The 22,904-nt window shown below is 31.9% G+C and carries 22 protein-coding genes and 5 tRNA genes; 4 read left to right on the top strand and 23 right to left on the bottom strand.

Features of this window, described 5'->3' with window-relative positions; genetic code table 11:
* Positions 1-13 precede the first annotated feature (13 nt).
* The 11 genes from Q0409_RS09645 to tpiA form a co-directional block, all read right to left on the bottom strand.
* Positions 14-1,582, bottom strand: coding sequence for a DNA-directed RNA polymerase subunit B'' (locus tag Q0409_RS09645; protein WP_295607821.1), 1,569 nt, complete (start codon positions 1,580-1,582; stop codon positions 14-16).
* A gap of 49 nt (positions 1,583-1,631) precedes the next feature.
* Positions 1,632-1,880 carry a DNA-directed RNA polymerase subunit H gene (locus Q0409_RS09640; RefSeq protein WP_292776391.1) on the bottom strand — a complete coding sequence of 83 codons (249 nt, stop codon included), beginning with the start codon at positions 1,878-1,880 and terminating at the stop codon, positions 1,632-1,634.
* Positions 1,881-2,324: 444 nt separating this feature from the next.
* A tRNA-Lys gene (locus tag Q0409_RS09635) sits at positions 2,325-2,398 on the bottom strand.
* 52 nt (positions 2,399-2,450) lie between these two features.
* A tRNA-Asp gene (locus tag Q0409_RS09630) sits at positions 2,451-2,522 on the bottom strand.
* A 151-nt stretch (positions 2,523-2,673) separates the two neighbouring features.
* A tRNA-Tyr gene (locus Q0409_RS09625) sits at positions 2,674-2,747 on the bottom strand.
* A gap of 11 nt (positions 2,748-2,758) precedes the next feature.
* Positions 2,759-2,833 (bottom strand) — tRNA-Pro (locus tag Q0409_RS09620).
* Positions 2,834-2,953: 120 nt separating this feature from the next.
* A tRNA-Thr gene (locus Q0409_RS09615) sits at positions 2,954-3,027 on the bottom strand.
* A 246-nt stretch (positions 3,028-3,273) separates the two neighbouring features.
* The gene (gene thiE, locus Q0409_RS09610; protein WP_298537574.1) at positions 3,274-3,903 is read right to left on the bottom strand and encodes a thiamine phosphate synthase; all 630 of its coding nucleotides are present in this window, start codon (positions 3,901-3,903) and stop codon (positions 3,274-3,276) included.
* A gap of 43 nt (positions 3,904-3,946) precedes the next feature.
* Entirely contained in the window at positions 3,947-4,846 is a 900-nt protein-coding gene (gene thiM / locus Q0409_RS09605) for a hydroxyethylthiazole kinase (RefSeq protein ID WP_298537571.1), read from the bottom strand.
* A gap of 339 nt (positions 4,847-5,185) precedes the next feature.
* Positions 5,186-6,418, bottom strand: a complete 1,233-nt coding sequence (locus Q0409_RS09600; RefSeq protein ID WP_298537602.1) for a phosphoglycerate kinase — start codon at positions 6,416-6,418, stop codon at positions 5,186-5,188.
* Positions 6,419-6,456: 38 nt separating this feature from the next.
* Complete coding sequence (tpiA, locus tag Q0409_RS09595) at positions 6,457-7,131, bottom strand: triose-phosphate isomerase (RefSeq protein ID WP_298537569.1); 675 nt, start codon at positions 7,129-7,131, stop codon at positions 6,457-6,459.
* A 212-nt stretch (positions 7,132-7,343) separates the two neighbouring features.
* On the opposite strand from tpiA, the gene twy1 reads away from it, so the two are divergent.
* Positions 7,344-8,258, top strand: a complete 915-nt coding sequence (gene twy1, locus Q0409_RS09590) for a 4-demethylwyosine synthase TYW1 (RefSeq protein ID WP_298537566.1) — start codon at positions 7,344-7,346, stop codon at positions 8,256-8,258.
* A gap of 85 nt (positions 8,259-8,343) precedes the next feature.
* Here twy1 and Q0409_RS09585 read toward each other — a convergent pair whose 3' ends face one another.
* The 10 genes from Q0409_RS09585 to Q0409_RS09540 form a co-directional block, all read right to left on the bottom strand.
* Positions 8,344-8,898, bottom strand: coding sequence for a flavodoxin family protein (locus tag Q0409_RS09585; RefSeq protein WP_298537563.1), 555 nt, complete (start codon positions 8,896-8,898; stop codon positions 8,344-8,346).
* A gap of 224 nt (positions 8,899-9,122) precedes the next feature.
* Entirely contained in the window at positions 9,123-10,244 is a 1,122-nt protein-coding gene (gene sucC, locus Q0409_RS09580; protein ID WP_298537561.1) for an ADP-forming succinate--CoA ligase subunit beta, read from the bottom strand.
* A gap of 359 nt (positions 10,245-10,603) precedes the next feature.
* Positions 10,604-11,149: a 2-oxoacid:ferredoxin oxidoreductase subunit gamma gene (locus Q0409_RS09575; RefSeq protein WP_298537558.1), complete on the bottom strand. Its 546-nt coding sequence runs from the start codon at positions 11,147-11,149 to the stop codon at positions 10,604-10,606.
* Between the two features lies 1 nt (position 11,150).
* Positions 11,151-12,011, bottom strand: a complete 861-nt coding sequence (locus tag Q0409_RS09570) for a 2-oxoacid:ferredoxin oxidoreductase subunit beta (RefSeq protein ID WP_298537556.1) — start codon at positions 12,009-12,011, stop codon at positions 11,151-11,153.
* A gap of 8 nt (positions 12,012-12,019) precedes the next feature.
* Positions 12,020-13,150 carry a 2-oxoacid:acceptor oxidoreductase subunit alpha gene (locus Q0409_RS09565; RefSeq protein ID WP_298537553.1) on the bottom strand — a complete coding sequence of 377 codons (1,131 nt, stop codon included), beginning with the start codon at positions 13,148-13,150 and terminating at the stop codon, positions 12,020-12,022.
* The gene (locus Q0409_RS09560; RefSeq protein WP_297828655.1) at positions 13,151-13,357 is read right to left on the bottom strand and encodes a ferredoxin family protein; all 207 of its coding nucleotides are present in this window, start codon (positions 13,355-13,357) and stop codon (positions 13,151-13,153) included.
* Between the two features lie 302 nt (positions 13,358-13,659).
* Positions 13,660-14,031, bottom strand: coding sequence for a dihydroneopterin aldolase family protein (locus Q0409_RS09555; RefSeq protein ID WP_298537550.1), 372 nt, complete (start codon positions 14,029-14,031; stop codon positions 13,660-13,662).
* A gap of 83 nt (positions 14,032-14,114) precedes the next feature.
* Positions 14,115-14,876 carry a class E sortase gene (locus Q0409_RS09550; RefSeq protein ID WP_298537547.1) on the bottom strand — a complete coding sequence of 254 codons (762 nt, stop codon included), beginning with the start codon at positions 14,874-14,876 and terminating at the stop codon, positions 14,115-14,117.
* Positions 14,877-15,056: 180 nt separating this feature from the next.
* Entirely contained in the window at positions 15,057-16,580 is a 1,524-nt protein-coding gene (locus Q0409_RS09545; protein ID WP_298537544.1) for a hypothetical protein, read from the bottom strand.
* Between the two features lie 298 nt (positions 16,581-16,878).
* The gene (locus Q0409_RS09540; RefSeq protein WP_298537540.1) at positions 16,879-17,823 is read right to left on the bottom strand and encodes an archaetidylserine synthase; all 945 of its coding nucleotides are present in this window, start codon (positions 17,821-17,823) and stop codon (positions 16,879-16,881) included.
* Positions 17,824-18,431: 608 nt separating this feature from the next.
* On the opposite strand from Q0409_RS09540, the gene Q0409_RS09535 reads away from it, so the two are divergent.
* From Q0409_RS09535 to rnhB, 3 genes are all read left to right on the top strand, one after another.
* Positions 18,432-19,235: a hypothetical protein gene (locus Q0409_RS09535; RefSeq protein ID WP_298537537.1), complete on the top strand. Its 804-nt coding sequence runs from the start codon at positions 18,432-18,434 to the stop codon at positions 19,233-19,235.
* A 299-nt stretch (positions 19,236-19,534) separates the two neighbouring features.
* Positions 19,535-20,605 (top strand): rod shape-determining protein, encoded by a 1,071-nt coding sequence (locus tag Q0409_RS09530; RefSeq protein WP_298537534.1) that lies wholly within the window; start codon positions 19,535-19,537, stop codon positions 20,603-20,605.
* Positions 20,606-20,923: 318 nt separating this feature from the next.
* Complete coding sequence (rnhB, locus tag Q0409_RS09525; RefSeq protein WP_298537531.1) at positions 20,924-21,583, top strand: ribonuclease HII; 660 nt, start codon at positions 20,924-20,926, stop codon at positions 21,581-21,583.
* Positions 21,584-21,702: 119 nt separating this feature from the next.
* On the opposite strand, the gene Q0409_RS09520 is transcribed toward rnhB, so the two are convergent.
* Positions 21,703-22,326: an IMP cyclohydrolase gene (locus tag Q0409_RS09520; protein ID WP_298537526.1), complete on the bottom strand. Its 624-nt coding sequence runs from the start codon at positions 22,324-22,326 to the stop codon at positions 21,703-21,705.
* Positions 22,327-22,486: 160 nt separating this feature from the next.
* Positions 22,487-22,894 carry a biopolymer transporter ExbD gene (locus Q0409_RS09515; protein ID WP_298537523.1) on the bottom strand — a complete coding sequence of 136 codons (408 nt, stop codon included), beginning with the start codon at positions 22,892-22,894 and terminating at the stop codon, positions 22,487-22,489.
* Between the last annotated feature and the right edge of the window lie 10 nt (positions 22,895-22,904).

The following is a 22,904-nucleotide window of genomic DNA, read 5'->3' as shown; positions in this document are numbered from 1 at the left end:
AAAATCCCTCCGATTAGTCTATCATCTCTACGTCCATGTCTCTAATGATGTTTACAAGTTTTTGGTCTTCTTCTTCCTCGAAACCTTCAGAGATTTTACACATTAGAGCTAAATTCTTTACTAATCCACAGTTTGGTCCTTCTGGTGTTTCGTTTGGACAAATCTTACCGAATTGAGTAGGGTGCAAGTCCCTAGCTTCAAAGTGAGGTTGACTTCTAGTAAGAGGAGATACAACCCTTCTTAAGTGAGAAAGTGTTGCCATGTAACTTACTCTATCTAAAAGCTGGCTTACCCCAGCTCTTCCGCCTACCCAATTACCGGTAGCGATTGCATGCTTGATATTTTCAGTTAAAACATCAGAACGGACAGCTTGCTTAATTGAAAGTTCCTTACCTCTGGATAAGCTTCTTTCAAGTTGGTAGCTCATATCTCTTGTTAATGAAGAGAAAGCTACTCTGAATAAGTCTTCCATTAAGTCACCGGAAACTCTTAATCTCTTATTGGTGTAATGGTCCTTATCGTGAGGTTCTCTTTGACCTTCAATTACTTGAAGCAACATTTCAGTCATTTCCGCTAAGTAAATAGCTTTATCATAACGTTTATCAGATTCAATACCCATATGAGGCAATAAGTATCTGTCAATGACATCTTCAGCACGTTTTATTCTGTACTCTTCAGTCATTCCTTTAGCTACTCTATTACCAATGTATTTGATAGCTGCCATTCTTAAGTATTCTTCTCTTTCTTCATTAGTCATTTCTGCCATTAATTCAGAATCCAATTTCAAGTCTTTTTCAGATACTTGAATATCGTCTGCAATATACATTTGGAAGTTGAAATCATCAGAAATCTTTGTAATGATTTCTTGGTCAGTTGATAATCCTAATGCTCTAAGCAAGATCACTAATGGAATTTCTCCAGGAACATATGGGAAAGAGATTCTTAAGAACACACCGCTTTTACGTGGTTTTTTGTATTCTAAAGTAATTCTTGCTCTGAAACCACTTTTAATTGAGGTTACAATAGCTTTTGCATGTCTATCTTCAGGCTCATCAATTCTTTCCAAGATAATTTTGTTAGGAGCGATTTCTTCCATAGTTACAACAGCTCTTTCAGAACCGTTTACAATGAAATAACCTCCAGGGTCTTTAGGGTCTTCCCCTTTTTCCATTAATTCCTTATCAGTAAGCCCATGCAAATGACAAATGCTGGATTTGAGCATGAGAGGCAATTCGCCAATGTATACTTCTTCCAATTCTTCCTCTTCATCGCTGTTGTTGTCATGCAATGCCATTTCCAAGTACATGTGAGCAGAATAGTTTAAATTTCTAAGTCTTGCTTCTGTAGGATAAATCATACTTTTAGAACCGTCTGCTTCTTTGGTGAAAGGTTTTTCAATTTTAATTTTACCTGTTCTAAGAGTATAGTTTCCTTTTTCGTTTTCAATAGTGATTGGTTCAGTGATATCAATAATCTTTTGTATACGATTTTCAACAAAATCGTTATAAGATTTAATATGATGGTCTACAATATCATATTTATCAAAAAATGAATCTACTAAACCCCATGTCTTATTTTTCATTTAATATCTCCAAAATAATACAATAAATTAAAAATCTAGATTAAAAAAATTATTTTTGATTATTTTCTCCACTTACAAGCCTGTATGTAACAAATATGCCTGCAGTTTCACTTTTACGAGTTATTTTTAGAACTTGACCTTCTTCAGCACCAATAGCTTTAGAAACAGGATCATTTACTTTAATTTTCGGAAGTTGACTAATGTCATAATCAACATCTGCAAAAATCTCTTCAATTTCATCATCAGACAAAATTTCGTGCTTAGGAACAGCACTATGGTTTAATATATTAAATGCCAAAATATTCCTCCGATAAAACTTTTAAACAATTTGTAATGAATAACTTTCTTCTAAATGAAATTTCTAATATTAATCATAATTTAAACTTTAAATACTTTAAATAAAATTTAATTTTTCATTAATTTTTTACAATCCCTTACTTCTTCACCATCATAGAATAGATCTAATTCATATCAAAATTCGATAATGCAAATCATTCATAAATCAAATACAGTAAAAATTCATTAAAAATAAAAAATAGATAAACACTTGAATTTATGAAATTAAACATTACCCCCAATTAATATAAATAAATCACCCAATTCTAGTAGAATAAATTCTAAGTCAAATACAATATAAATTTAAATATGATTTAAATAAGACATTAATAATTAAAAAATCTTCGAAAAAATGTTAATTTAAAAATTTAAATTTAGTAAAGTTAATAAATAAAAAAAATCAGAGCGGGCCCGACGGGAATTGAACCCGCGGCCGCTTGGTTAAAAGCCAAGCGCTCTGCCAGACTGAGCTACGGGCCCTGATTAAACAAATGAAATACAATGTGGCTATCTTACTTAACATATAGTTAAGCGCCCTGGCCGGGATTTGAACCCGAGTCGCGGGCTCGACAGGCCCACATGATAGCCCCTACACCACCAGGGCAAACTATGTGAGTATAAATTATACTCATAAAATGGTATATTTATTATTATATTTAAATGTTTCTACCTATCATACTTTTTAATCAATTGAAATTCAAAAAATCAAATTTCAAGATAAAAAAAACATATGATAAAATAGTATAATAATAAAATCCCGACTGCCGGACTTGAACCAGCAACATTTGGATCTACAGTCCAACGCTCTGCCAAATTGAGCTAAGTCGGGTAGATACAAAGTGGGACCACCCGGATTTGAACCGGAGTCTCAGGCTCCCAAAGCCCAAAGGATCGACCAAGCTACCCTATGGTCCCAACAATATTTATACAACATACTTATTTTATATTACCATAATATATAAATGTTTTGGTAAATCATATAACTGATTAGTAAAATCATATAACTGACTCAAATTACACAATCAAATTATATAAAGCCCCGGACGGGAATTGAACCCGCGACCACGAGATTACAAGTCTCGCGCTCTACCAGACTGAGCCACCGAGGCAATGAAAAATCAAAAATAGAATCAATATTCAAATGGAATGTCCGATATGGAAATATTCCATAAAAATATTCAACAATAGTAATTAGTAAAATATCATTTAAATAGTTTACTATTGAATATATTTTCTTTAAATTAAAATAAATAAGAAATAGAAAAATAAAAAGAAAATAGAGAAAATAAAAAGAAAATAGAAAAAGTGGAAAAATTAAGAAAAAATAAGCGGTTTCAATAAAAAAAATAAAGAAATTAAGAGAAATAAATTTCCTTTAATTTTTTGGAAGCCTCTTTTGGATCTTCAGCACTCATGATTGCACTTACAACTGAAAATCCTGCAATGCCACTACCCTTTAATGTATTGGCATTTTCTACAGTGATTCCACCAATAGCCACTACAGGAATGTCAATTGAATCTACAATTTCCTTTAATTCCTCTTTAGAGACTGAATCTGCATCATCCTTAGTAGCTGTAGGAAAAACAGCACCGGAACCTATATAATCTGCACTATCCTTCTCAGCTTTTTTAGCCTCTTCAACAGTTGAAGCTGAAACACCTAATATCTTATCTTCGCCAATTATTTCACGAGCGATATCTGCAGGCATATCATCCTGACCAATATGAACACCTTCACTATCAACTGCAAGAGCTATGTCAATTCTATCATTAATCAACAATGGAACACCATATCTGCTGGTGATTTCCTTAACTCTTAAAGCCAAATCATAGAACTCCTTTGTTGAAGCAGTCTTTTCACGAAGCTGAACAACAGTGGTTCCACCTTTAATTGCTTCTTCAATAATGTTTAAAAATTCCTCATCAGTTTTATTCCTACGGTCTGTAACCAAATAAACTGAATAATCAATATCCTCTTTTTTCATTTAACCAACTTTCCTATCTAATTAGATGAAATACAGATGTTATTTAGATGTTGATTTCAAATAAATTAGCTCTTTCCACTAATTCTTCAGCAGTCAATTTATATAAATTATCAATTAATACTGTTCTGAAACTGCCGGTACCTAAATCATTTTTCCTTACATATTCTGCAGCATTTTCACCTGCAACTGCCATTAAAGCACAAGCAGTAATTCCTCCAATCAATGGTTCGTTAGCACCTACATATGATCCCATGATTGTAGTTAGCATACAGCCGCTACCAGTGATAAGAGGCATCATCTCATCACCATTCTCAAGACCAAAAGTCACATCACCATCTGAAATAATATCAATAGGACCACTTGCAATAACAACAGTATTTAATTCCTTAGCCAATTCTTTTACGACCAATCCATTGACAGCTAAATTATCCTTAGAAATAACATCACTTGCTGCTACATCCACACCTTTAGCTACGGAATCATTGCTTTCATCAAGATTAATCAATTTGGTAATGGCTTTAATTTCAGACATGTTACCTCTAATTAATGCAAGAGGATAATTTTCAACAATTTCCGTTGTCATGTCATTTCTAAGAGCGCTTACACCTGCACCTACTGGATCAAAAATGATAGGCTTATTGATTTCCTTAGCCTGGTTTGCACTGTTTCTCATCAATTCATTCTGAGCTTTGCTTAATGTACCTATATTGATTACAAGAGCACTTGCAATATTTACTATTTCTCCACCTTCTTCAGCACCATTGGACATGATTGGTGATGCACCAATAGCTAATGCTGCATTCGCACAATCAGTAACTGTTACAAAATTGGTAATGCAAAAAGTCAAAGGAGAAATTTCCTTTACATTTTTTAAAGCGTTTTGAAATCCATTTAATGCGTTTTTTACATTTTCACTGTCAGCAATTATAATTTCATCTGTCATTTTATAACCTTTAAAATCTTAAATTTTTTCAACATTCTTATCTTTTATCTTTATTTTTATATAAAGTTTTGTATAATTTATCATGATTATTCATTATAAATTATATGAAATTTTTAAAAAGTATTTAAAATAACTAGAAAATATGGTAAAAATCATTAAAAATTTTTATGAAAAAGAATTAAATGAATAAAAAATAAGAATAAAATTAAAAAAAGAAAATAAGTAGAATAAATAATTTTTTTAGAAATAAAAATTATTTATTATTAAAAATATTATTATTTTAAGAATTATTTACAAGGATTATTTACAAGGATTATTTACAAGGATTATTTACAAGGATTATTTACCATCAAATAATTCCTTAGACTCTTCAAGAGCCACAACTGCAGGTAATGGATTGCCAGCCAACATATCAATGGAAGCTCCACCACCACTACTGATATGATCCATCTTATCACCATATCCTAAATTAACGGTAGCTGCTGCAATATGCCCTCCACCAATAACTGAAAATCCTTTTGATGACGCAATTGCATTGATGATATCCTCGGTACCGATTGCAAATTTAGGGTCTTCAAACACACCAGCAGGACCATTTGCGAAAATGGTTTTTGCCTCTCTTAGAATCTTGGAATATTTGATCAATGATTCTCTGCCAATATCAAAAATTGAAGCATCAGGAATGTTTTCAATAGTTACATCTGCCCTATCACCTTGAACACTTACTGCAACATCAGTAGGATAAACGATCTTATCTCCAAACCTTTCAATGAGGTCTCTGCATTTATCCACCATATCAAGATATCCTCTTGATTCAATGAAGTTCTTGTTAGTGGATTTGATATCATAACCTGCTGCCCAAATGAATATATTAGCAACAAGACCTGAAACAAGGACATAATCTGCAGTGCCGTTTTCCAAAACGTTTTCAGTAACTGTAATTGAATCGTCTGCCTTCATTCCACCTAAAGCAAAAACACATGGGTGTTGAACATTCTCTAAAGCGTTGCCAATAACTGTCAATTCCTTTTCCATGACCCTGCCTGCTGCTGATGGAACAGTTCTTGTAAACCCAACCAATGAAGTTTGGGACCTGTGTGCTGCAGCAAAAGCATCATTTACAAAATAATCAACTAAAGGAGTCAATGTTTTTACAAGCACAGAAGTGGCTTCCTCTTCAGCGGAACGCTTCAATTGCTCCTCTGAAAAGAACCTGACATTTTCCAAAAGCAAGATTTGTCCAGGTTCTAAAGCTATAATTGATTCCCTTGCCTTAGATGAAAAGATGGAATCAACATATTTCACTTCCAAACCGACCGCTCTAGATAAAACGACAGCATGTTGCTCCAATGTGGTAAAATCATCTTTACCTGGACGACTTTGGTGAGCAAGAATAACAGTTTTAGCACCTTTCATAGATAATTCCTTAATGGTTTCAGCATGCAATTTCATACGGGTGTCATCTAAAATGATTCCAGAATTAGGATCTACAGGAGAGTTGATGTCAATCCTAACTAAAACTGTTTTGCCATTTACATCAAAATCATCAATAGTATTAAAGTTAGCCATAATTTCACTCAATAACAATCATTTCCATAATTTAAAGAAAATTAAATCTTACTTACTAAATCCAATAATGCGTCTTTAGGGCTTTCTGCCTTAATGATTCCAGAAGCTAAAAGAACTCCTTCAGCACCTAATTCAATAGCTGCAGCCATATCATCACCAGTTGAAATTCCTGCCCCACATAAAACCTTAACATCCTTGTCAATGGCTTTAACTTTGGATACGCTTCCCTTTACAACTTCAGGATCAGCTTTGGAAACAGGTATTCCAGTACCGATAAGTTCAGGCGGTTCCACTGCAACGTAATCCGGTGAAAAGGTAGCTGCTGCAACACTTGTTTCAATATTATTGGTACAGACACATGAAATGAGTTCTGCCTCTTTTGTCTTTTTAACAACTTCTGCAATGTCTGCAAGAGTCATTCTGCATTCAGAGTGATTCAATAAAGTCCCATCGATACCGCTTGCTACGAAACTTTCAAACAAGTTGCTTCCAGTATGGCCTCCAGGGGATACTGCATCAATATGTTGAGAAAGTACAGGAATATTGGTTTCCTCTTTAATTCTATAAATATCAATAGCTTGCGGTACAGCAACCATTGTAATTCCAGATTCTTCACCAGCACTTTCTAAAGCATTAGCCAAATCCAATGCCTTTTCACCACTGGATTCCAAATAAGTTTTAAAATTTAATATAACAACAGGTGTTTTAAGACTCAAATCAAATCCTCCTTAAAAACTATAATTAAATAACATTTAGCATTTATGCATCAAACATTTATACATCAAACATTTATACATCTAATATTTATGCATTTTAGTATGATAAATAATAAATAGAATAATTAAAAAAATTATTACTATATTAATAAAATATATATTCTTAATTATATTTAAATTATTTTAATCAACAAAAAATCAAAAGGATTATTATGGCATTCACTAAAGAAGAACAAGCAAAATTGGAATACAGCGGTTATAGATTTGTAGGGGAGCACGGCCATGCTGCTGCAAAAATCTGTCATTGGACAAGAAAAAGCATGGTTAATGAAGGAGTGTGCTATAAAGAGCAATTCTACGGAGTTCAATCCCACAGATGCCTTCAAATGTCTCCAGCTGTACCATTCTGTAACCAAAAATGCTCTTTTTGCTGGAGAGACTTAAGTCAGACCAGAATAGAATGGGAAGGGGAATATGATGATCCTAAAACAATTATTGAAGGTGCCATAAAAGCTCAAAACAATCTATTATGTGGTTTTGGTGGAAATAAAAAGGCAGACAAGAAAAAGCTTGAAGAAAGCAAGAAGCCGACAAACGCTGCAATCTCACTTGCGGGTGAACCGACTTTATATCCTGAAATTGATGAACTTTTAGCGGAATTTCATAGACAGGATTTCACAACATTTTTAGTGAGCAATGGAATGTATTGGGAAAAACTTGGAAGCCTTGAAAACGAACCAACACAACTATATGTTTCCTTAGATGCACCTAACGAGAAAGTGTATAAAGAACTCTGTAACCCTCAAATAAATGATGCTTGGAGCAATTTAAACAAAACACTTGAACTGATGAACAGTTTTAACAGCAGAACAGCAATTAGAATCACTTCAGTTAAGGGCAAAAACATGATAAACACTGACGAATATGCTAAACTGATCAATAAGGCAAACCCAAAATATGTTGAAGTGAAAGCATACATGTTTGTAGGATCTTCCAGAAAAAGATTAAGCCTTGACAATATGCCATCAAACCAAGAAGTTCGTGACTTTGCCCAAGAAATAGCGGATAAAACCGGAAGAGAATTGGCTAAAGAGTCTGAAGTCAGCAGAGTTGTTTTATTGGAATAAAAAATAAAAAATAATTAAAAAAAATTAAAAATAATTGAAAAAAATAAAATTATTAAAAAATAGATTTAAAGAAATTAGGAAAGGATTATATTAAAGTTTCACCAAGAGCCTTAGCTTTTCCTAATTGATCTTCTTTTTCTTTAATACCGCCAGGAATATTATTATCGCCTAATACAAGGATATCTCCAGTTTGGAATCCTAATGTTTCAAATGCAACCATTTGAGTTTTTAAGGAACCTTCAAATGCTTCTACAGGTGCACCACCATTAGTTGCAATAATTGCGACTTTTTTGTTAGAGAACAATTCAGAATATTTTTCATTCATGAAATAACAATATAATCTGTCAATGACAGTTTTAGCTTGAGCGGTAATATCAAAGAAATAGATAGGAGTTCCTAAGATGATTCCATCTGCTTCTTCAATCTTTTTGTAAATATCATCCATCTCATCATGCAAAGCACATTCGGAATCATGTTCCTTACAGTAATTATCTGCTTGACATGGAGAAATAGCTAAAGAATTTACATCAATGATTTCTGTTTCTGCACCTTTTGCTTCAGCAGCTTCCAAAGCAGTTTCCAAGGCTATTCTAACATTACTTTCTTCTCTAGGACTTGAATTAATACCTAACACTTTCATATTATCACATCATTTTTAAATAAACTTTGTTGACCAATATATAAATAGTTTAAGGAAAAATAAAATCATCCCAAAAATGACTAAAAAAACAGTGCAAATAATAAAAAAATCTAAAAAAGTAAATAATCTAAAAAAAGTTAATAACTAATAAAAAAAGTAATTATCTAATAAAAAAAGTAACTAATAAAAAAAATAAATAGAAATAAAAAAAAGTAAAAGAAGAACTATTTAGCTTCTTTTGCTTTAATCTCTTCACACATTGCAACTGCTTTTTTAGCAGCTTCTTCTAATGAGATTTCATAAGGAATGCCTGCTTCTTCAAGTAATCTTTGACCTTCCTCTTCATTTGTACCGGTAAGTCTTGTTACAATGTTTACATCCCATTTGTTATCTTCTAAAGCTGCAATTACACCTCTTGCAACATCATCCGCTCTGGTAATACCACCTAAAACATTAAGGAATACCACTTTTACAGGAGGGTAATTTAAAACTAAGTTTAAAGCTTTTTTAATGGATTCATCAGATGCTCCACCACCGATATCCAAGAAAGTTGCAGGTTTTCCACCGAATAAGGTAACCATATCCATACCTGTTAAGGTCAATCCCGCACCATTTCCGATAACTGCAATGTCACCATCAAGCTTTACAAATGCAAAATCCTTTTTCTTGAATCTGTTTTGTCTTACTTGATCTTGATGACGGAATAAAGCATCATTTTCAATTTCCAATTTTGCATCAGCTGCAATCAAACCATCATCTGTTAAGATAAGAGGGTTAATTTCTGCAATTTCTGCATCGTACTTATCATAAACATTATAGAGCTTCCAAATGATAGCACCAATTTGAGACATCAATTCAGAGCCCACTCCCATTTTACGAGCTATTTCACGAGCTTCATAAGGCAAGAACTCTTTTAATGGGTCTACATTATACCTAATGATTTTTTCAGGGGATGTCTTAGCCAATTCTTCAATTTCAACCCCACCTTCAGCACTTGCCATAATGATTGGAGTTTTATTTGCCCTGTCATTTGAAACACTTAAGAAAAATTCCCTTTGGATATTTGCTTTTTCTTCAATGAGCAAGTGTTTTACTTTTTCACCTTTAATCTCTAACTTTAATAACTCATTAGCTATTTCAAATGCTTCACCCGGGTTGTCTGCAAACTTAATACCTCCTGCTTTACCTCTTCCACCAACTAAAACTTGAGATTTGAGTACAATAGGTCTACCAAATTCAGTAGCAACTTCCATTGCCTCTTCAGGGGAGTATACAACATGCCCTTCTAAAATTTTAATTCCTTCACTTTCAAAAACTTTTTTTGCACTATGTTCAAAAAACTTCATTTTTCTCACTCTTATTTAATAAGCATGAAAATTAGTATGAATTTTAAAAATACTTATGAATATTAAAATAAATTAAAAAGATAAATGTCCTATGAAAAATTTTTGTAAATATATTGTAAATATATTGTAATAGAACTAATGTATTATCTTAAACATAATATGATATGTAATTTCTTATTATTAAAATTATTTATAAAAAATAGTGAAATTGAATTAAAAAATTAAAAAATTAATAGAAATAATAAAAATAAGAAATAATAAAAATAATCAGAATAATAGAGATATAGAAAAAATAGAAATAATAAAAATAATCAAAAAATGATTTGAAATATTAAAAAAAGAAAAAATGATAAAAATATTTAAAGCAAAGCGTATCCTGCTTCGAATGCTTGAATATTCTTATCTTCGGTACCTTTTGGTACACTGTCTAAAATAGCCTGTTTTGCTGCATCAACTGAAACAACTTCAGTGACCTTTACGATTGCACCAATCATTACAATATTTGCAACAATTCTAAGTCCAACATCTTCAGTTGCAGTTTTAGTTGCAGGTGCTCTGTAAAGTTTTATTTTGTGTTCATTTACAAAATCAACTATCTCTTCTTCAACAATCATATCAGGATCGATAATCAAGACACCTTCATCTTTCAAATCACCCATATACTTGATTAAAGCTTCATGGGACATTGCAACTAAAATGTCTGGACTGGTTACTTTAGGATAGTCGATTTCATCATCATCAATAACAACTTCAGTTCTGGAAGCTCCTCCACGAGCTTCAGGACCGTAAGATTGGGTTTGAACAGCATTTTTATTGTCAAAGAGTGAAGCAGCCTTACCAATGATAACTCCTGCCATAATTACTCCTTGACCACCAAAACCAGCTATACGAACTTCAGTTCTCATCTTAATCCAACTCCTCAAATGCAGATTTAATAGCTAACGGCTTATCTGAATTCTCTTCAGCCAATTTCTTAATGTTATCAGTTAATTCAGCATGTGGATTATTAGCAAATTCACCAACAATGATTTTTCCTTCCAATTCAGCTTCATCCATCTTTTCTGCTCTTCTTTTATTGATGCTGTTTTCCTTAATCCATTCAAACATTTGCAATGGAGTTTTCATCTTGTTTTTACGTCCGAAGTAAGTTGGACATTGGGAAACAACTTCAATAAATGAGAAACCGTCATTTTCCAAACCTTTTTGAATAGCTTTGGATAATTGAAGAGGATGTGTAGTGGTCCATCTAGCAACATAAGATGCGCCAGCGGCACTTACAAGTTCAGCTAAATTAAATGGCATGTCTCTTGAACCGTAAGGTGCAGTTGTACCAAAGCTTCCTTTTGGGGAAGTTGGACTGATTTGACCACCAGTCATACCATAAATATTATTGTTGATACAAATTACAGTAAGATTAATGTTTCTTCTTGCAGCATGAATCAAATGATTTCCACCAATGGATGCTGCATCCCCATCACCAGTGAATACAACAACATCCAAGTCAGGGTTTCCAACCTTTAAACCAGTTGCAAAGCTTAAAGCTCTTCCATGAGTAGTGTGGAGTGAATCGCATTTTGCATAACCTGGGATTCTTGAGGAACAACCGATACCTGAAACCATAGCAACATTTTCAAAATCAATATCGGTTCCTTCTAATCCTTTAAAGAATGTGCTCATAACAGTACCGTTTCCACAACCTGGACAGAATATGTGTGGCAATCTTTCTTCTCTAAGATATTTTTTATATGGGCTTTCCTTTTCTACCATTTTACCACCTATCCATTAATCTCCTTAATCTTATCGTAAATTTCATCAGGCTTATGAAGGATTCCTCCAATCTTGCCAATCAAGTGAACGTTAGCTTCACCATGTGCTGCCCTTTCAACTTCATGAACAATTTGTCCTAAGTTCATTTCAGGAACAATTATGTCGCTTGCAGTTTTAGCGATTTCAGCAATTTCCTCTTCTGGGAAAGGCCATGGAGTGTCAATTTTAAGAGATCCTACTTTTATGCCTTCTTCTCTTGCCTTTTTCATAGCAGCTCCAACAGAACGGTATGGGGAACCGCAAGAAACAATGACAATGTCTGCATCATCACAATTTTCCTTTTTAACTGAACAGATATCTTTTCTGTGCATTAAAACCTTATTGCATAATCTTTCAACCAATTTGGTATGGGTGTCTGGATCGTTAGTGTCTGGATAACCTCTTTCATCGTGAGTGAGTCCAGTGACGTGAATATTGAATCCATCACCAAAAGCAGGCATAGGGGTAGTTCCATCGCAAGGTGCATCAAATGGCAAGTATTGGCCATCTACCTTTTCAGGTCTTTTACGAGTTACAATTTCAATATCATCAGGAATTATCAATTTTTCTCTCATGTGACCTACAACTTCATCAGCAAGAACGGTAACAGGAACTCTGTACTCTTCAGCCAAATTAAAAGCCTTGATGGTAAAATCAAAGAATTCCTGAACAGATGATGGTGCTAAAGCAATAGGCTCATAATCACCATGAGAACCCCAACGAACTTGCATCATATCTGCTTGAGCAGACATTGTAGGTTGACCAGTGGATGGGGAACCCCTTTGAACATTGATAATTACAATTGGAGTTTCAGTAATGAATCCGTAACCTATATTTTCCTGCATTAAGGAAATACCCGGACCGGAAGTGGCGGTCATTGCTTTCATACCACTCCATGAAGCTCCGATGATAGCACCAGCAGATGCAATTTCATCCTCCATTTGAACAAAAGATCCACCATATTTTGGAAGCAAAATAGACATTTGCTCTGCGATTTCAGTAGATGGAGTAATTGGATAACCTGCAAAGAATCTGCAGTTTGCAGCTATTGCACCTAATGCGCAAGCTTCATTTCCTTGAACAAAACGCTCTTCCACCATTTATTCCACCTCTTTTTCAACATAAATAGCTTGATCTGGACATGATAATTCGCATAAGCCACATTTAGTGCAACCTTCCTCATGTTCTGGGAAAGGAAGGTAAACATTTTTTGTGTTTACTTTGTCAGATTTTGAATAAACATTTTTAGGACAAGTAGCTATACAAATATCGCATCCTTTACAAAGCTTGGAATCTATAATAATCATTAAATCATCTCACATTCTTTGTATAGTTTGAAAAATATTAGTTCAAATATTAAAATAAATACCTTATCGCTATTGTTTACCTTAAGATATAAATCATAATAATATTATATATAGCCTTATTTATTTAAATAATTTAGTATAATTAAGCAAAATTATTAGACTTTTTTAATCATGTGAAAAATAATTTGAAAATAGAAATTAAATTAAAAGTAAAAAAAGAACTAAAGTAATGATAAAAAGTAAAAAAAGGATTAAAGTAATGATTAAAATTAAAAAAAGGATTAAAAAAAGGAGTTGTAAGATTATTCTATAATCTCTTCAACAAACATTAAAGGGTAGTTAAGCTCTTCTATGAATTTGATTCTTATAACTGCCAAAACATCGTCCACTTTTGAATAGATTTTTACATCAAGCATATCTCCACTTAATGAAGTGTATTCAAATTCAGTCATGGCATTATCCAATCTATCCAAATCAATGGAAACTTCAACCTTTTCAATGCAAGGCTGCAAAGCGAAAGATTCTTCCATAGCTTTTTCTAAACTTGCAATATTTGTTTTATTGAAAGGAGTTCCTACAAATTGATGGAATAAAGCTCCCATACTAATGGCCCCTTCAAATATTGCTCTTTCCCTATTTGAAATATTAGAAAAATATTCTTCTTTAGCGCCCATAAAATACCTCTAAATAAATCAATTAATTCAATCCTTTAATTATATTATAATTATCCTAGAATTTAAAATATAAATTCATCCTACTAATTTACTCCCATCAAACTATTTAGCCATCCTAATTGATCTGCCCAGACCTGTGAGGATATTGGGAAAATACAGAAATACGCAAGAACAATTGTAATGGCTATGACAACTGCCAAAATGATTTTCCTCTCTTCAGCAGGAGTGAAATATGCTACAATTAAACCTAAAATCAAGAATCCTGCAGTAATTAGCCAAGCCCAATGTGCTTGAGGATTTTGTTCTAACACTGTTTCATTGATAGGGCTTATTGAGTCTAATTCAGCAGTTACAACAAGCCTTTGAGCAGATGAACCTATTGGGTGACATGTTACCAAGTACAAATCCTGATTATTTACATCATTTACATGACTTTCATTTAAATCTAGGAAATTAGTCGGTGCAATTATTTCAGATCCCTTGACAGTGTAATTCACTTCACCGATTCCGGGCCATTCCAAACTGACAACATCTCCTTTTTTAAGAGAATCTAAACGTAAAAATGGGGACCCTTGCAATGTCCTATGCCCATATAAAACGGTATCCCCCTTAGTTGGAATATTGGAAGTCTCATCAATATAAACCCCTTGGGATATTGAAACATTGTTGATCTTCTCAAAAACCCCTATAGCAGGGATTACAACAACTGATGCATTAACATCCTTAGATTCTGCAACTTGTTTATATGAAAAGTAATTAACTTCAGTTAAAGCATATAAACCTATAATCAAAAAAGCAATAATGACAATAATTGTTGTAGGCTTTATAATTTTCTTTATATCCATAAAAATCATCAACAAATTAACTAATTTTAATTAAATGACTTAATTAAATAACTAAATAAAAACTTAAATATTAATTCTATACTTTTATCTATTTTTCATATTTAATAAATTTATAATATTCGATTTGAAAAGATTTGTTAAAGGATTTGTTAAAGGATTGGTGGAGATGAGATAAATAGATTATAAGAAATCTAAAGATTGATTTTGATATAAATTCTCATAATATGTCTCGTTTAACTCATCCACCACCCAATTAGGTGCAAAATCTGTAGGAATTGCTAAAATCAAATTATCCATATTGTTAATAACAAAATTTACATCAGATTGAGGCACTTCCAAAAGAATAATATATTCAGAATCCAAGTCTCCTAAATTGGACATTCTCTCAAAATTTGATAATCTGACTCCATAATTCATCAAATAAGAGTCTAAGACATTATTATCACTTTTTGAGTTTAATACTGATGATTTAAGAAGTTCTTCAACATCACTTGAATAGGAAACAGTGTTTTCAAAAGGTTTTGTTTCATTTCCCTTAATGACTGTTTTTGATTTGGAAACAGTGCTATCCACCAAACCGCTATCTTTAGAGCGCAAGATTGCCAAAACAGTTGCACCACTTACAATCGGATCCCTTTCTCTCTCTTCCAAAGTGCCATTAAGTGTTTCATTTGATGGAATTGAACTTAAATTATTGCTTATTTCTTCATTTTCACTGAAGTCCTCATCTTCACCGACATCTTCATTGGCATATGAATAGTCAGAATCGTTATCACTTAATGAGTAAACATCAACAACTGACCCTACAGAAATCAATCCTGCAGTAGCTTGAAGTCTTGAAAGTGAAATCGGCACAATAACCGTATTGACCTTTTCAAACTGAACATTCGATAAGACCTTAGCATCATTGTCCTTAACAAAATCATTTGCATCTTTAACAGACATTATAATATTCTTATTTTCACCATAAGACATCATTATCCTGCCAAAATCGTCCTTGCAAGATACAATTTTAGAGCTATGATAGATTCTCCAATCCTTAGTGGCATATCGCAAAACATCAATTGACTTGATTTCCTCAATATCATAAGCCTGATTGATTCTATTTTCCAAAGTGTAAGCATTATCATTAACCTCCAAAGGCCCTTTATACAATGCATTCAACTCATTCAGTTTTGAATTTTTCTCTAAATTCAATTCATTCTGAAACGGCTGATAAACAAAAAAATAGAATATTGATGAAAGCAATACCAGAATTATTAGAAAAATAGTTATCTTAGCAAATGATGACTTTGAGGAATCCTTTTGATTCAATAGATTAGTCTTAAATCGTAACAACTCATTTTTAATAGTTTTCTTATCCTGACCTTCATTTTTTCCTTTGTTTAACTCATTTAAACCATCTGGAAATCCACCATCTTCCTCATCAGAATCATTAAAACCTTCAGGATTAGAGTAGATATATTTAGCATATTTCTCATCAACCCCATATAAATCACCAGCAGCATTAGATTGGTTCTTAGATTTAAACTCGTCATTATAAAATCCAGAATTGGAAGGAGAATTTGAATTGTTTTTTAAGGGTGAACTTTCAGGGATTATGGAATCAAAACTTGGAAAATGTGATGAATCCGCTTTTTCATTTTTCGTTTGCAAATCTGATTTATCTTTTTCTCCTTTTTCTCCGAAATTTTCTAATTTCAATTTAAACTTATCATTCTTAAACAAATTAAATCGATTTTTTCGATTAGTCATAGTTATCAAACCTGGAATGGAATGAGATAAAATAAGTAGAAAAAATAGGTTTGAAAAATGAAATTACATAAGTTTTAAACTCAATTTGTAAAAATAGCTTGAAAAAAATAAAAATAATAAAAAAAGAAGAATTGAAATAATAAATCAGAAAAAAAAAATATTAAAAAAAATTAAAAAGTGAAAAATGAAATTTTAAAAAATCATTAAATTAAATCATTAAATAAAACAATTATAAGATTTAATGAATTTACTCCTCTTCCACTTCACCAGTGCTAATGCTTAATAATTTTTCTTCCTTTTCTTCCTTTTCATCTTCTGCTGCTTTGCTTTCGCCAATAATTTCTCCAGAAGAAACTTGGTTAATAGATTCTTTCATTGATTTGACAGCATCTTTTGCAGAACTTAAGGAAACACTAAGTCTATTAGCGGTTATTTCTCTAACTTGTCCAATATTTCTGTTTACGTTTTCTGGAGTTAAAGCCTCTTCAGTATCAATGAAGAACTCTAAGAATGTCATAAACATGTAAACCAATGATAAAACAAACAATGCTAAAGCCGGAATATTTACAGCACCTATGGATACATTAATAGGTAAAAGCAATATGAGTATCATTAATGCTCCAAATCCAATCACATAATAATTGTCAACTTTAGGATATCTGATTGTACTGATCATTAAATAAGCTGCAAATAACATCAATATAGCAGCAACTCCAACGTTAAATAAACCGCTGAGGTAATAAGTAGCTATGATAATAGCTGTACCTGGTATTGGGAATCCCACGAATCCATGGTAATTAATTTTATCTGAAATTACATTGTAACGGGCAAGTCTTAACATACCGCAAACAAGTGTTAAAACAGCTACAATTGCCATTAAGTATCCTGCCCAGTCAGATATTCCTAATCCCATATAATATAGAAGGATTGAAGGTGCAACACCAAAAGATACTATGTCTGCTAAAGAATCAATATTTTTTCCAAAACCAAATTTATCATCACGATCAAGTTTTCTTGAAACCCATCCATCTACAGAGTCAAAAACAACTGCAACAAGTATGCATAATGATGCATATGTTAAATGATTATCAATAACCATTAAAATAGCTAAAAATCCAAATACCAAATTCAATATTGAAATGACATCGGGAACAGCTAAAAAATATCCCATTCCTACACTTTTTAATCTCATAATTTGACTCCAAATAATATTTTAAATAAACTCCCTTATTAATTTTTTCAAAAAACGATTAATTGTTTTCTAAATCAATATTAAATAACAATACATTAGTAAAAAGTAATTTAATTAAAAAATTTAACTAATTTTGAAAAAATAAACTCAAATTAGCATTTTTAATTAAAATAAAAATTTTTAAGTAAAGTAACCTTTTTAATATGAATTCAATTTTTTATTGTAAAATAATATTTCTAATGATAGTGAATTTTCTTTAATGAATCAAATTCACAATTTCATTATTCATTTTTCATTAGAAAATAAACAATTTATACAAATTTCAATATTATATTAATAATATTTTAAATCCATTATTTAAATATTACTTTAAATATTACTCAATAGTATTTAATATATTCTATTATCTTATATTTAATTTTTTTTAAAAAAAATGAAAAATAATCTTTTAAAAACAAAATTTTATATTATAATAATGAGATATATTAAAATAGTATAGTATTAAAATTCTTGGTTTTAAGTGAAAAAAGTAATAATAAATCATGATTTTATGAATATATAAAATGAAAATAAGTCAAAAATTAATTTAAACTCTATTAAGTGATCATATGATTGAAGACCGAATACAAATTCTCAGAAGAGCTGCAAAGGTTTCCTCTAGAGAGAACAATGAACATGTATGGTGTGTCATCGCAGGTAATGAAAAGCTAGTTGATGATATAGCATACCAAGCAATCACAGCTAAAGATAGAGTTCAAATTTTATTTAGGGAATCCATTAAGATTTTAGACAAATACACTTCAAAAAGATTTGACTGCATAATGCTAAAAGGAGAAACACTGAAAATCAGTGAACTTAGAAACAGATGCAATGAGAAAGGAGGCGCATCTGTAGAGATAACTAATGTGCATATTAAGGAAATGCCTAATTTGTTGGTAATCGTTGGTCCCGAAGAGTCAATGAAATCTTTTAATGGAGAAACCAATAGGCAAAATGCAAAAATAAACATTTTAGCTGAAGATCATACAAGCAGTTTCATTAAGGCTGAACTTAACACCAGATTTAAATTACCATCCTTTTTAAGAAATACAGTGACACCAATACTTGATATGAGTGATGTCGTTTTATCTGCAATCTTGGTTTCAGTAATAGATGAAGAAAACATTGAGCGTGTTAAAGAAATCAGCCAAAACAATAGCCTATTTGGAATTGACTTAAAGAAGACAATCCAAGATAAGGAAAAGCAAAGAATAGTTGAGGTTGAAGAAAAAGATAAAGCAGAACCTCAAGAGGAAAGCAAGCCAGAAGAAAACACCAATCCAGACAACACTAATCCAGACAACACTAATCCAGACAACACTAATCCAGACAACACCCTAGAAACTCAAGAAGAAGATAAAACCCAAGAATAAATTTAGCTTTTTTGAGCAATTACTATGTTAAATCCTTTTTTCTGACTATTTTTATATAATTATTAAAATTTTTTCATAATTTTATACAAAAACTTATTATTAATAAAAATTATAAATAATTATTGTTATAAACATTAATTAATTACTTTTTGAATAATTAATTGAATATATCAATTTAATATACCAATTAAAATCAATTCAAAAATGTAAATTAATTAACAGAACAATAAAATCAATTAAATAATTTATTAAAAATTTTTTAAATAATTTAATTTTATTTTATCAATGGAGGAATAACTTTGAGTATTTTCGGAAATGAAGACGCTATTGAAATTGAACCAACCAGAGTTGTTAAGAATAGTTTAGGTATTGATTTAGGTACCTTAAACACCGTAATCGCAAAACCATCAGGAGATAAATTTGACTTATACCAAATTCCTTCTGTAGTTGCTGTTAAAAAGGATGACCCTTCTGCAGTGCTTGCTGTTGGAGAAGAAGCTAAAAAAATGTTAGGCAGAACTCCAGAAGACATTGTTGCAGTAAGACCACTTAAAAAAGGAGTAATTGAAAACGTTGCACAAGCACAAGCATTACTCATCAGAGCTATGGAAATTGGTATTAACGAAGGAGAAACTGTAGGAAGAATCGTCATTGGAATTCCTGGAGACGCTTCTGAAGTAGAAAAGAATGCTGCTGAAGAAATAGGTAGAAAGGCTGGTGCTGAATACGTATTAGTAGTCAGTGAAGGTTTAGCTGCAGCTATTGGTGCAGGATTACCTATTGCAGAACCAAATGGAACCATGGTAATTGATATTGGTGCAGGATCTACTGATTTAGTTGTTATTTCCCTTGGTGGAATCAACGATATTGAAACCGTAAGAGTCGGTGGAGACGACATTGATAATAGAATCGTAGAATTGGTTGCAGAAAAATACAATGTTGCAATCAGCATTCACGATGCAGAAGCTGCAAAAATGGAAATCGGAATGATCCATTGCAGTGAAGAATTTGAAAACTTAAGTTATGAAGTTATTGGTAAATCCTTAGAAACTAACAGACCTAAAAAAGTTGTAATTGATTCAATGTTAGTTGCAGATGCAGTAGAACCAATCATCCAAGCAGTTGTTGGTGGATTAAACATCATCTTAGAAAGATTACCTGCAGAATTGATGATGGGTGTTTACAAAAATACTGTAGCAGTAGGTGGAAGTTCCAGATTAAGAGGTCTTAAAGAAAGAATTTTCGATGAATCAGACATTCCAATCCAAATTTCTGATGACCCTATGACTGTAGTCGCAAAAGGAACTGCAATCGTAGCTGCTGAACCATTAGCTTTAGAACCGGAAGTACGTTTAAAAGCTATGAAATAAATTTAAACAATTTCAAGCGTTATTAATACGTATAATACTATGGATTGTCTTTACAATCCATAATATTCCTTTTAACACCAAATAATCAACACCATCAAAATTACTTCTTTTAAACTTTAATGAATCTTATTTTATAAAAATTAATAAAACTGATATCGTAATATTTATAAAACTAAATAAAAACTAAATAAAAACTAAATAAAAACTAAATAAAAACTAAATTAAAACTAAATTAAAACTAAATAAAAACTAAATTAAAACTAAATTAAAACTAAATTAAAACTAAACTATTTAAATAATAAAACTGGATTTAATAATATGGATACACTAGGATTAGATGAAGCTGGAAGAGGTCCTGTTTTAGGCCCTATGGTTATGGCAGGTATTGTAATACCTGAGAAAAAAGAAAAGATCATTGAAAGAATGGGCGTGAAAGATTCTAAAAGATTAACTCCTAACAGAAGAGCAGTCCTATATCGTAAGTTAACTAAAATGTTCGATTATGAAACAGTGGTAATTACTGCAAAGGATATTGACACTTTAAGGGCAAAAGGAATAAATCTTAATCAAATAGAAAAATTAGCTATGAAAAAAATCATAAATACTCTTCGAGCAGATAGAATCATCATAGATGCTTTGGATGTAAAGGAAGGAAGACTTCAGGAAGAAATGGAAGAATATGTAGGCCATAGCTGTGAAGTCATTGCAGAACATAAGGCAGATGATAACTATCTTGCAGTTGGAGCAGCTTCAATCATTGCAAAAACAAAAAGGGACATGATTATTGAAGAAATAAATAAGCAGTACATCAGGTCTACCAAGGACAGAGATGGAATCGGTTCAGGTTATCCAAGCGATCCAAAAACCAAAAACTTCTTGAAGAAATTTAAATACGATGAAATGCCAGATTTCGTTAGAAGAAGTTGGGGAACAGTCCAGAAAATAAAAGAAGCCGAAGAGGCTGAAAAATTAGAATAAGTTAAACTAAAATTTTTCAATACAAAAAAATATAAAAATAAAAAAAATCCAATTTACCTAAATAAATTGGAAAGAATTTTGGTCAAGGTTTTTAGCCGAAGGCTAAAAAGCTTGGGGATTTATTCTGGATTGAAACCAGCGATTTTCCATTTTCCATCAAATATTGCTGCAACTGAAGAAACAGGATTTTCAAATTCAGCAAATGCACCTTCATCGAAAATGAACTTACATGCAGCATCAGGAGTTTCTGCAGCGAAAACAACATCTTCAGGAGTGTTTTTCTCATAAGTGGAAATGAATTGAGCTTTACCATCTTCTATTTTTTCAACTAATATTTTACTGTCAGTAACAATACCAATATAAGCTTCAAAATCATCTTCATTTCCTTTAACTACTGCAGCAATTCTTGGAGTGTTGTAATCATCCTTTTCATAATCCATAGTGATTAATGAATATGCCATTGCATCCCTAATGTTCATTCCAATAGCTATCTTATCTGCAATAGGATTGGTTTGGGAACCGTTTGAAATAATAGCAATGTCGCCTACTGTTTTTACACAATCATAAGCGATATAAGAGTTTTTGAAAATATCAGTTTCAAATCCTTCCTTTGGAATGATAGCTGCTTCATCTTCAAGAACCTTTACTTGTCTGTTTGGAAAAGATCTGCTTGAAACTCTATAAGCAACATATGGTTTTCCGTCTTCTGTTTTTCCTGCTGAAATAATTCTGCCTAAATACATTGTTTTACCCCAATTAACTATAAGATTAATTATTTAAAAATTTAAAAATTTAAAATTTATAAATTAAAAAAATAAAAAAATGAAAAATCATATTTTAAAGTATGAAAATATGAAAAATTTGAAAAAATTAAAAAATTGAAATAATAAATAAAATTTAAAATCATTCTGGACTATGAACTGCCTCTTGAGGGCTCATTCCAGAAGGCGCTTGAATATATATCGCATGTTCGCTCGTTTTAATCTGAACATCACCTTGGTCAAGCACTCTTGCATGAACACCAATAGCATTTCCTCTTATCTCAGAAGACATATCTACTCCATTTACAACAACTTTCTGAAGTCCTGCAACCGGCAGCAAATAATATTCTGCATCTCCAGTAGTGTCAGTCATGTTTGGCTTTCCAGTGCCTGTTCCAGTGTCATCACCAGTGACAGATGCAGCACCGAAAGTACTGGTCACCACTAAAAAGATAAGTAAAGTAAATAAAATGTCAATAAAAGGAACTAGCTTGATTTCAGGTTCATCCCGATTCATCTTTTCCTTATGACGCTTAATGTCAATTGCCAATTTAACAGCT

It is taken from the genome of uncultured Methanobrevibacter sp. (genome assembly GCF_937898925.1).
Classification (GTDB): Archaea; Methanobacteriota; Methanobacteria; order Methanobacteriales; family Methanobacteriaceae; genus Methanobrevibacter.
This window is presented reverse-complemented; position numbering and strand designations above follow the sequence as displayed.

Bases quoted from the DNA above. Each gene is read 5' to 3' on its own strand.
- Q0409_RS09520 (WP_298537526.1), bottom strand. From the start codon at position 22,326: ATGTATTTAGGCAGAATTATTTCAGCAGGAAAAACAGAAGACGGAAAA.
- rnhB (WP_298537531.1), top strand. From the start codon at position 20,924: ATGGATACACTAGGATTAGATGAAGCTGGAAGAGGTCCTGTTTTAGGC.
- Q0409_RS09570 (WP_298537556.1), bottom strand. From the start codon at position 12,011: ATGGTAGAAAAGGAAAGCCCATATAAAAAATATCTTAGAGAAGAAAGA.
- thiE (WP_298537574.1), bottom strand. From the start codon at position 3,903: ATGAAAAAAGAGGATATTGATTATTCAGTTTATTTGGTTACAGACCGT.
- Q0409_RS09645 (WP_295607821.1), bottom strand. From the start codon at position 1,582: ATGAAAAATAAGACATGGGGTTTAGTAGATTCATTTTTTGATAAATAT.
- Q0409_RS09560 (WP_297828655.1), bottom strand. From the start codon at position 13,357: ATGATTATTATAGATTCCAAGCTTTGTAAAGGATGCGATATTTGTATA.
- twy1 (WP_298537566.1), top strand. From the start codon at position 7,344: ATGGCATTCACTAAAGAAGAACAAGCAAAATTGGAATACAGCGGTTAT.
- Q0409_RS09575 (WP_298537558.1), bottom strand. From the start codon at position 11,149: ATGAGAACTGAAGTTCGTATAGCTGGTTTTGGTGGTCAAGGAGTAATT.
- sucC (WP_298537561.1), bottom strand. From the start codon at position 10,244: ATGAAGTTTTTTGAACATAGTGCAAAAAAAGTTTTTGAAAGTGAAGGA.
- Q0409_RS09535 (WP_298537537.1), top strand. From the start codon at position 18,432: ATGATTGAAGACCGAATACAAATTCTCAGAAGAGCTGCAAAGGTTTCC.
- thiM (WP_298537571.1), bottom strand. From the start codon at position 4,846: ATGACAGATGAAATTATAATTGCTGACAGTGAAAATGTAAAAAACGCA.
- Q0409_RS09585 (WP_298537563.1), bottom strand. From the start codon at position 8,898: ATGAAAGTGTTAGGTATTAATTCAAGTCCTAGAGAAGAAAGTAATGTT.
- Q0409_RS09555 (WP_298537550.1), bottom strand. From the start codon at position 14,031: ATGGGCGCTAAAGAAGAATATTTTTCTAATATTTCAAATAGGGAAAGA.
- Q0409_RS09550 (WP_298537547.1), bottom strand. From the start codon at position 14,876: ATGGATATAAAGAAAATTATAAAGCCTACAACAATTATTGTCATTATT.
- Q0409_RS09565 (WP_298537553.1), bottom strand. From the start codon at position 13,150: ATGGTGGAAGAGCGTTTTGTTCAAGGAAATGAAGCTTGCGCATTAGGT.
- Q0409_RS09540 (WP_298537540.1), bottom strand. From the start codon at position 17,823: ATGAGATTAAAAAGTGTAGGAATGGGATATTTTTTAGCTGTTCCCGAT.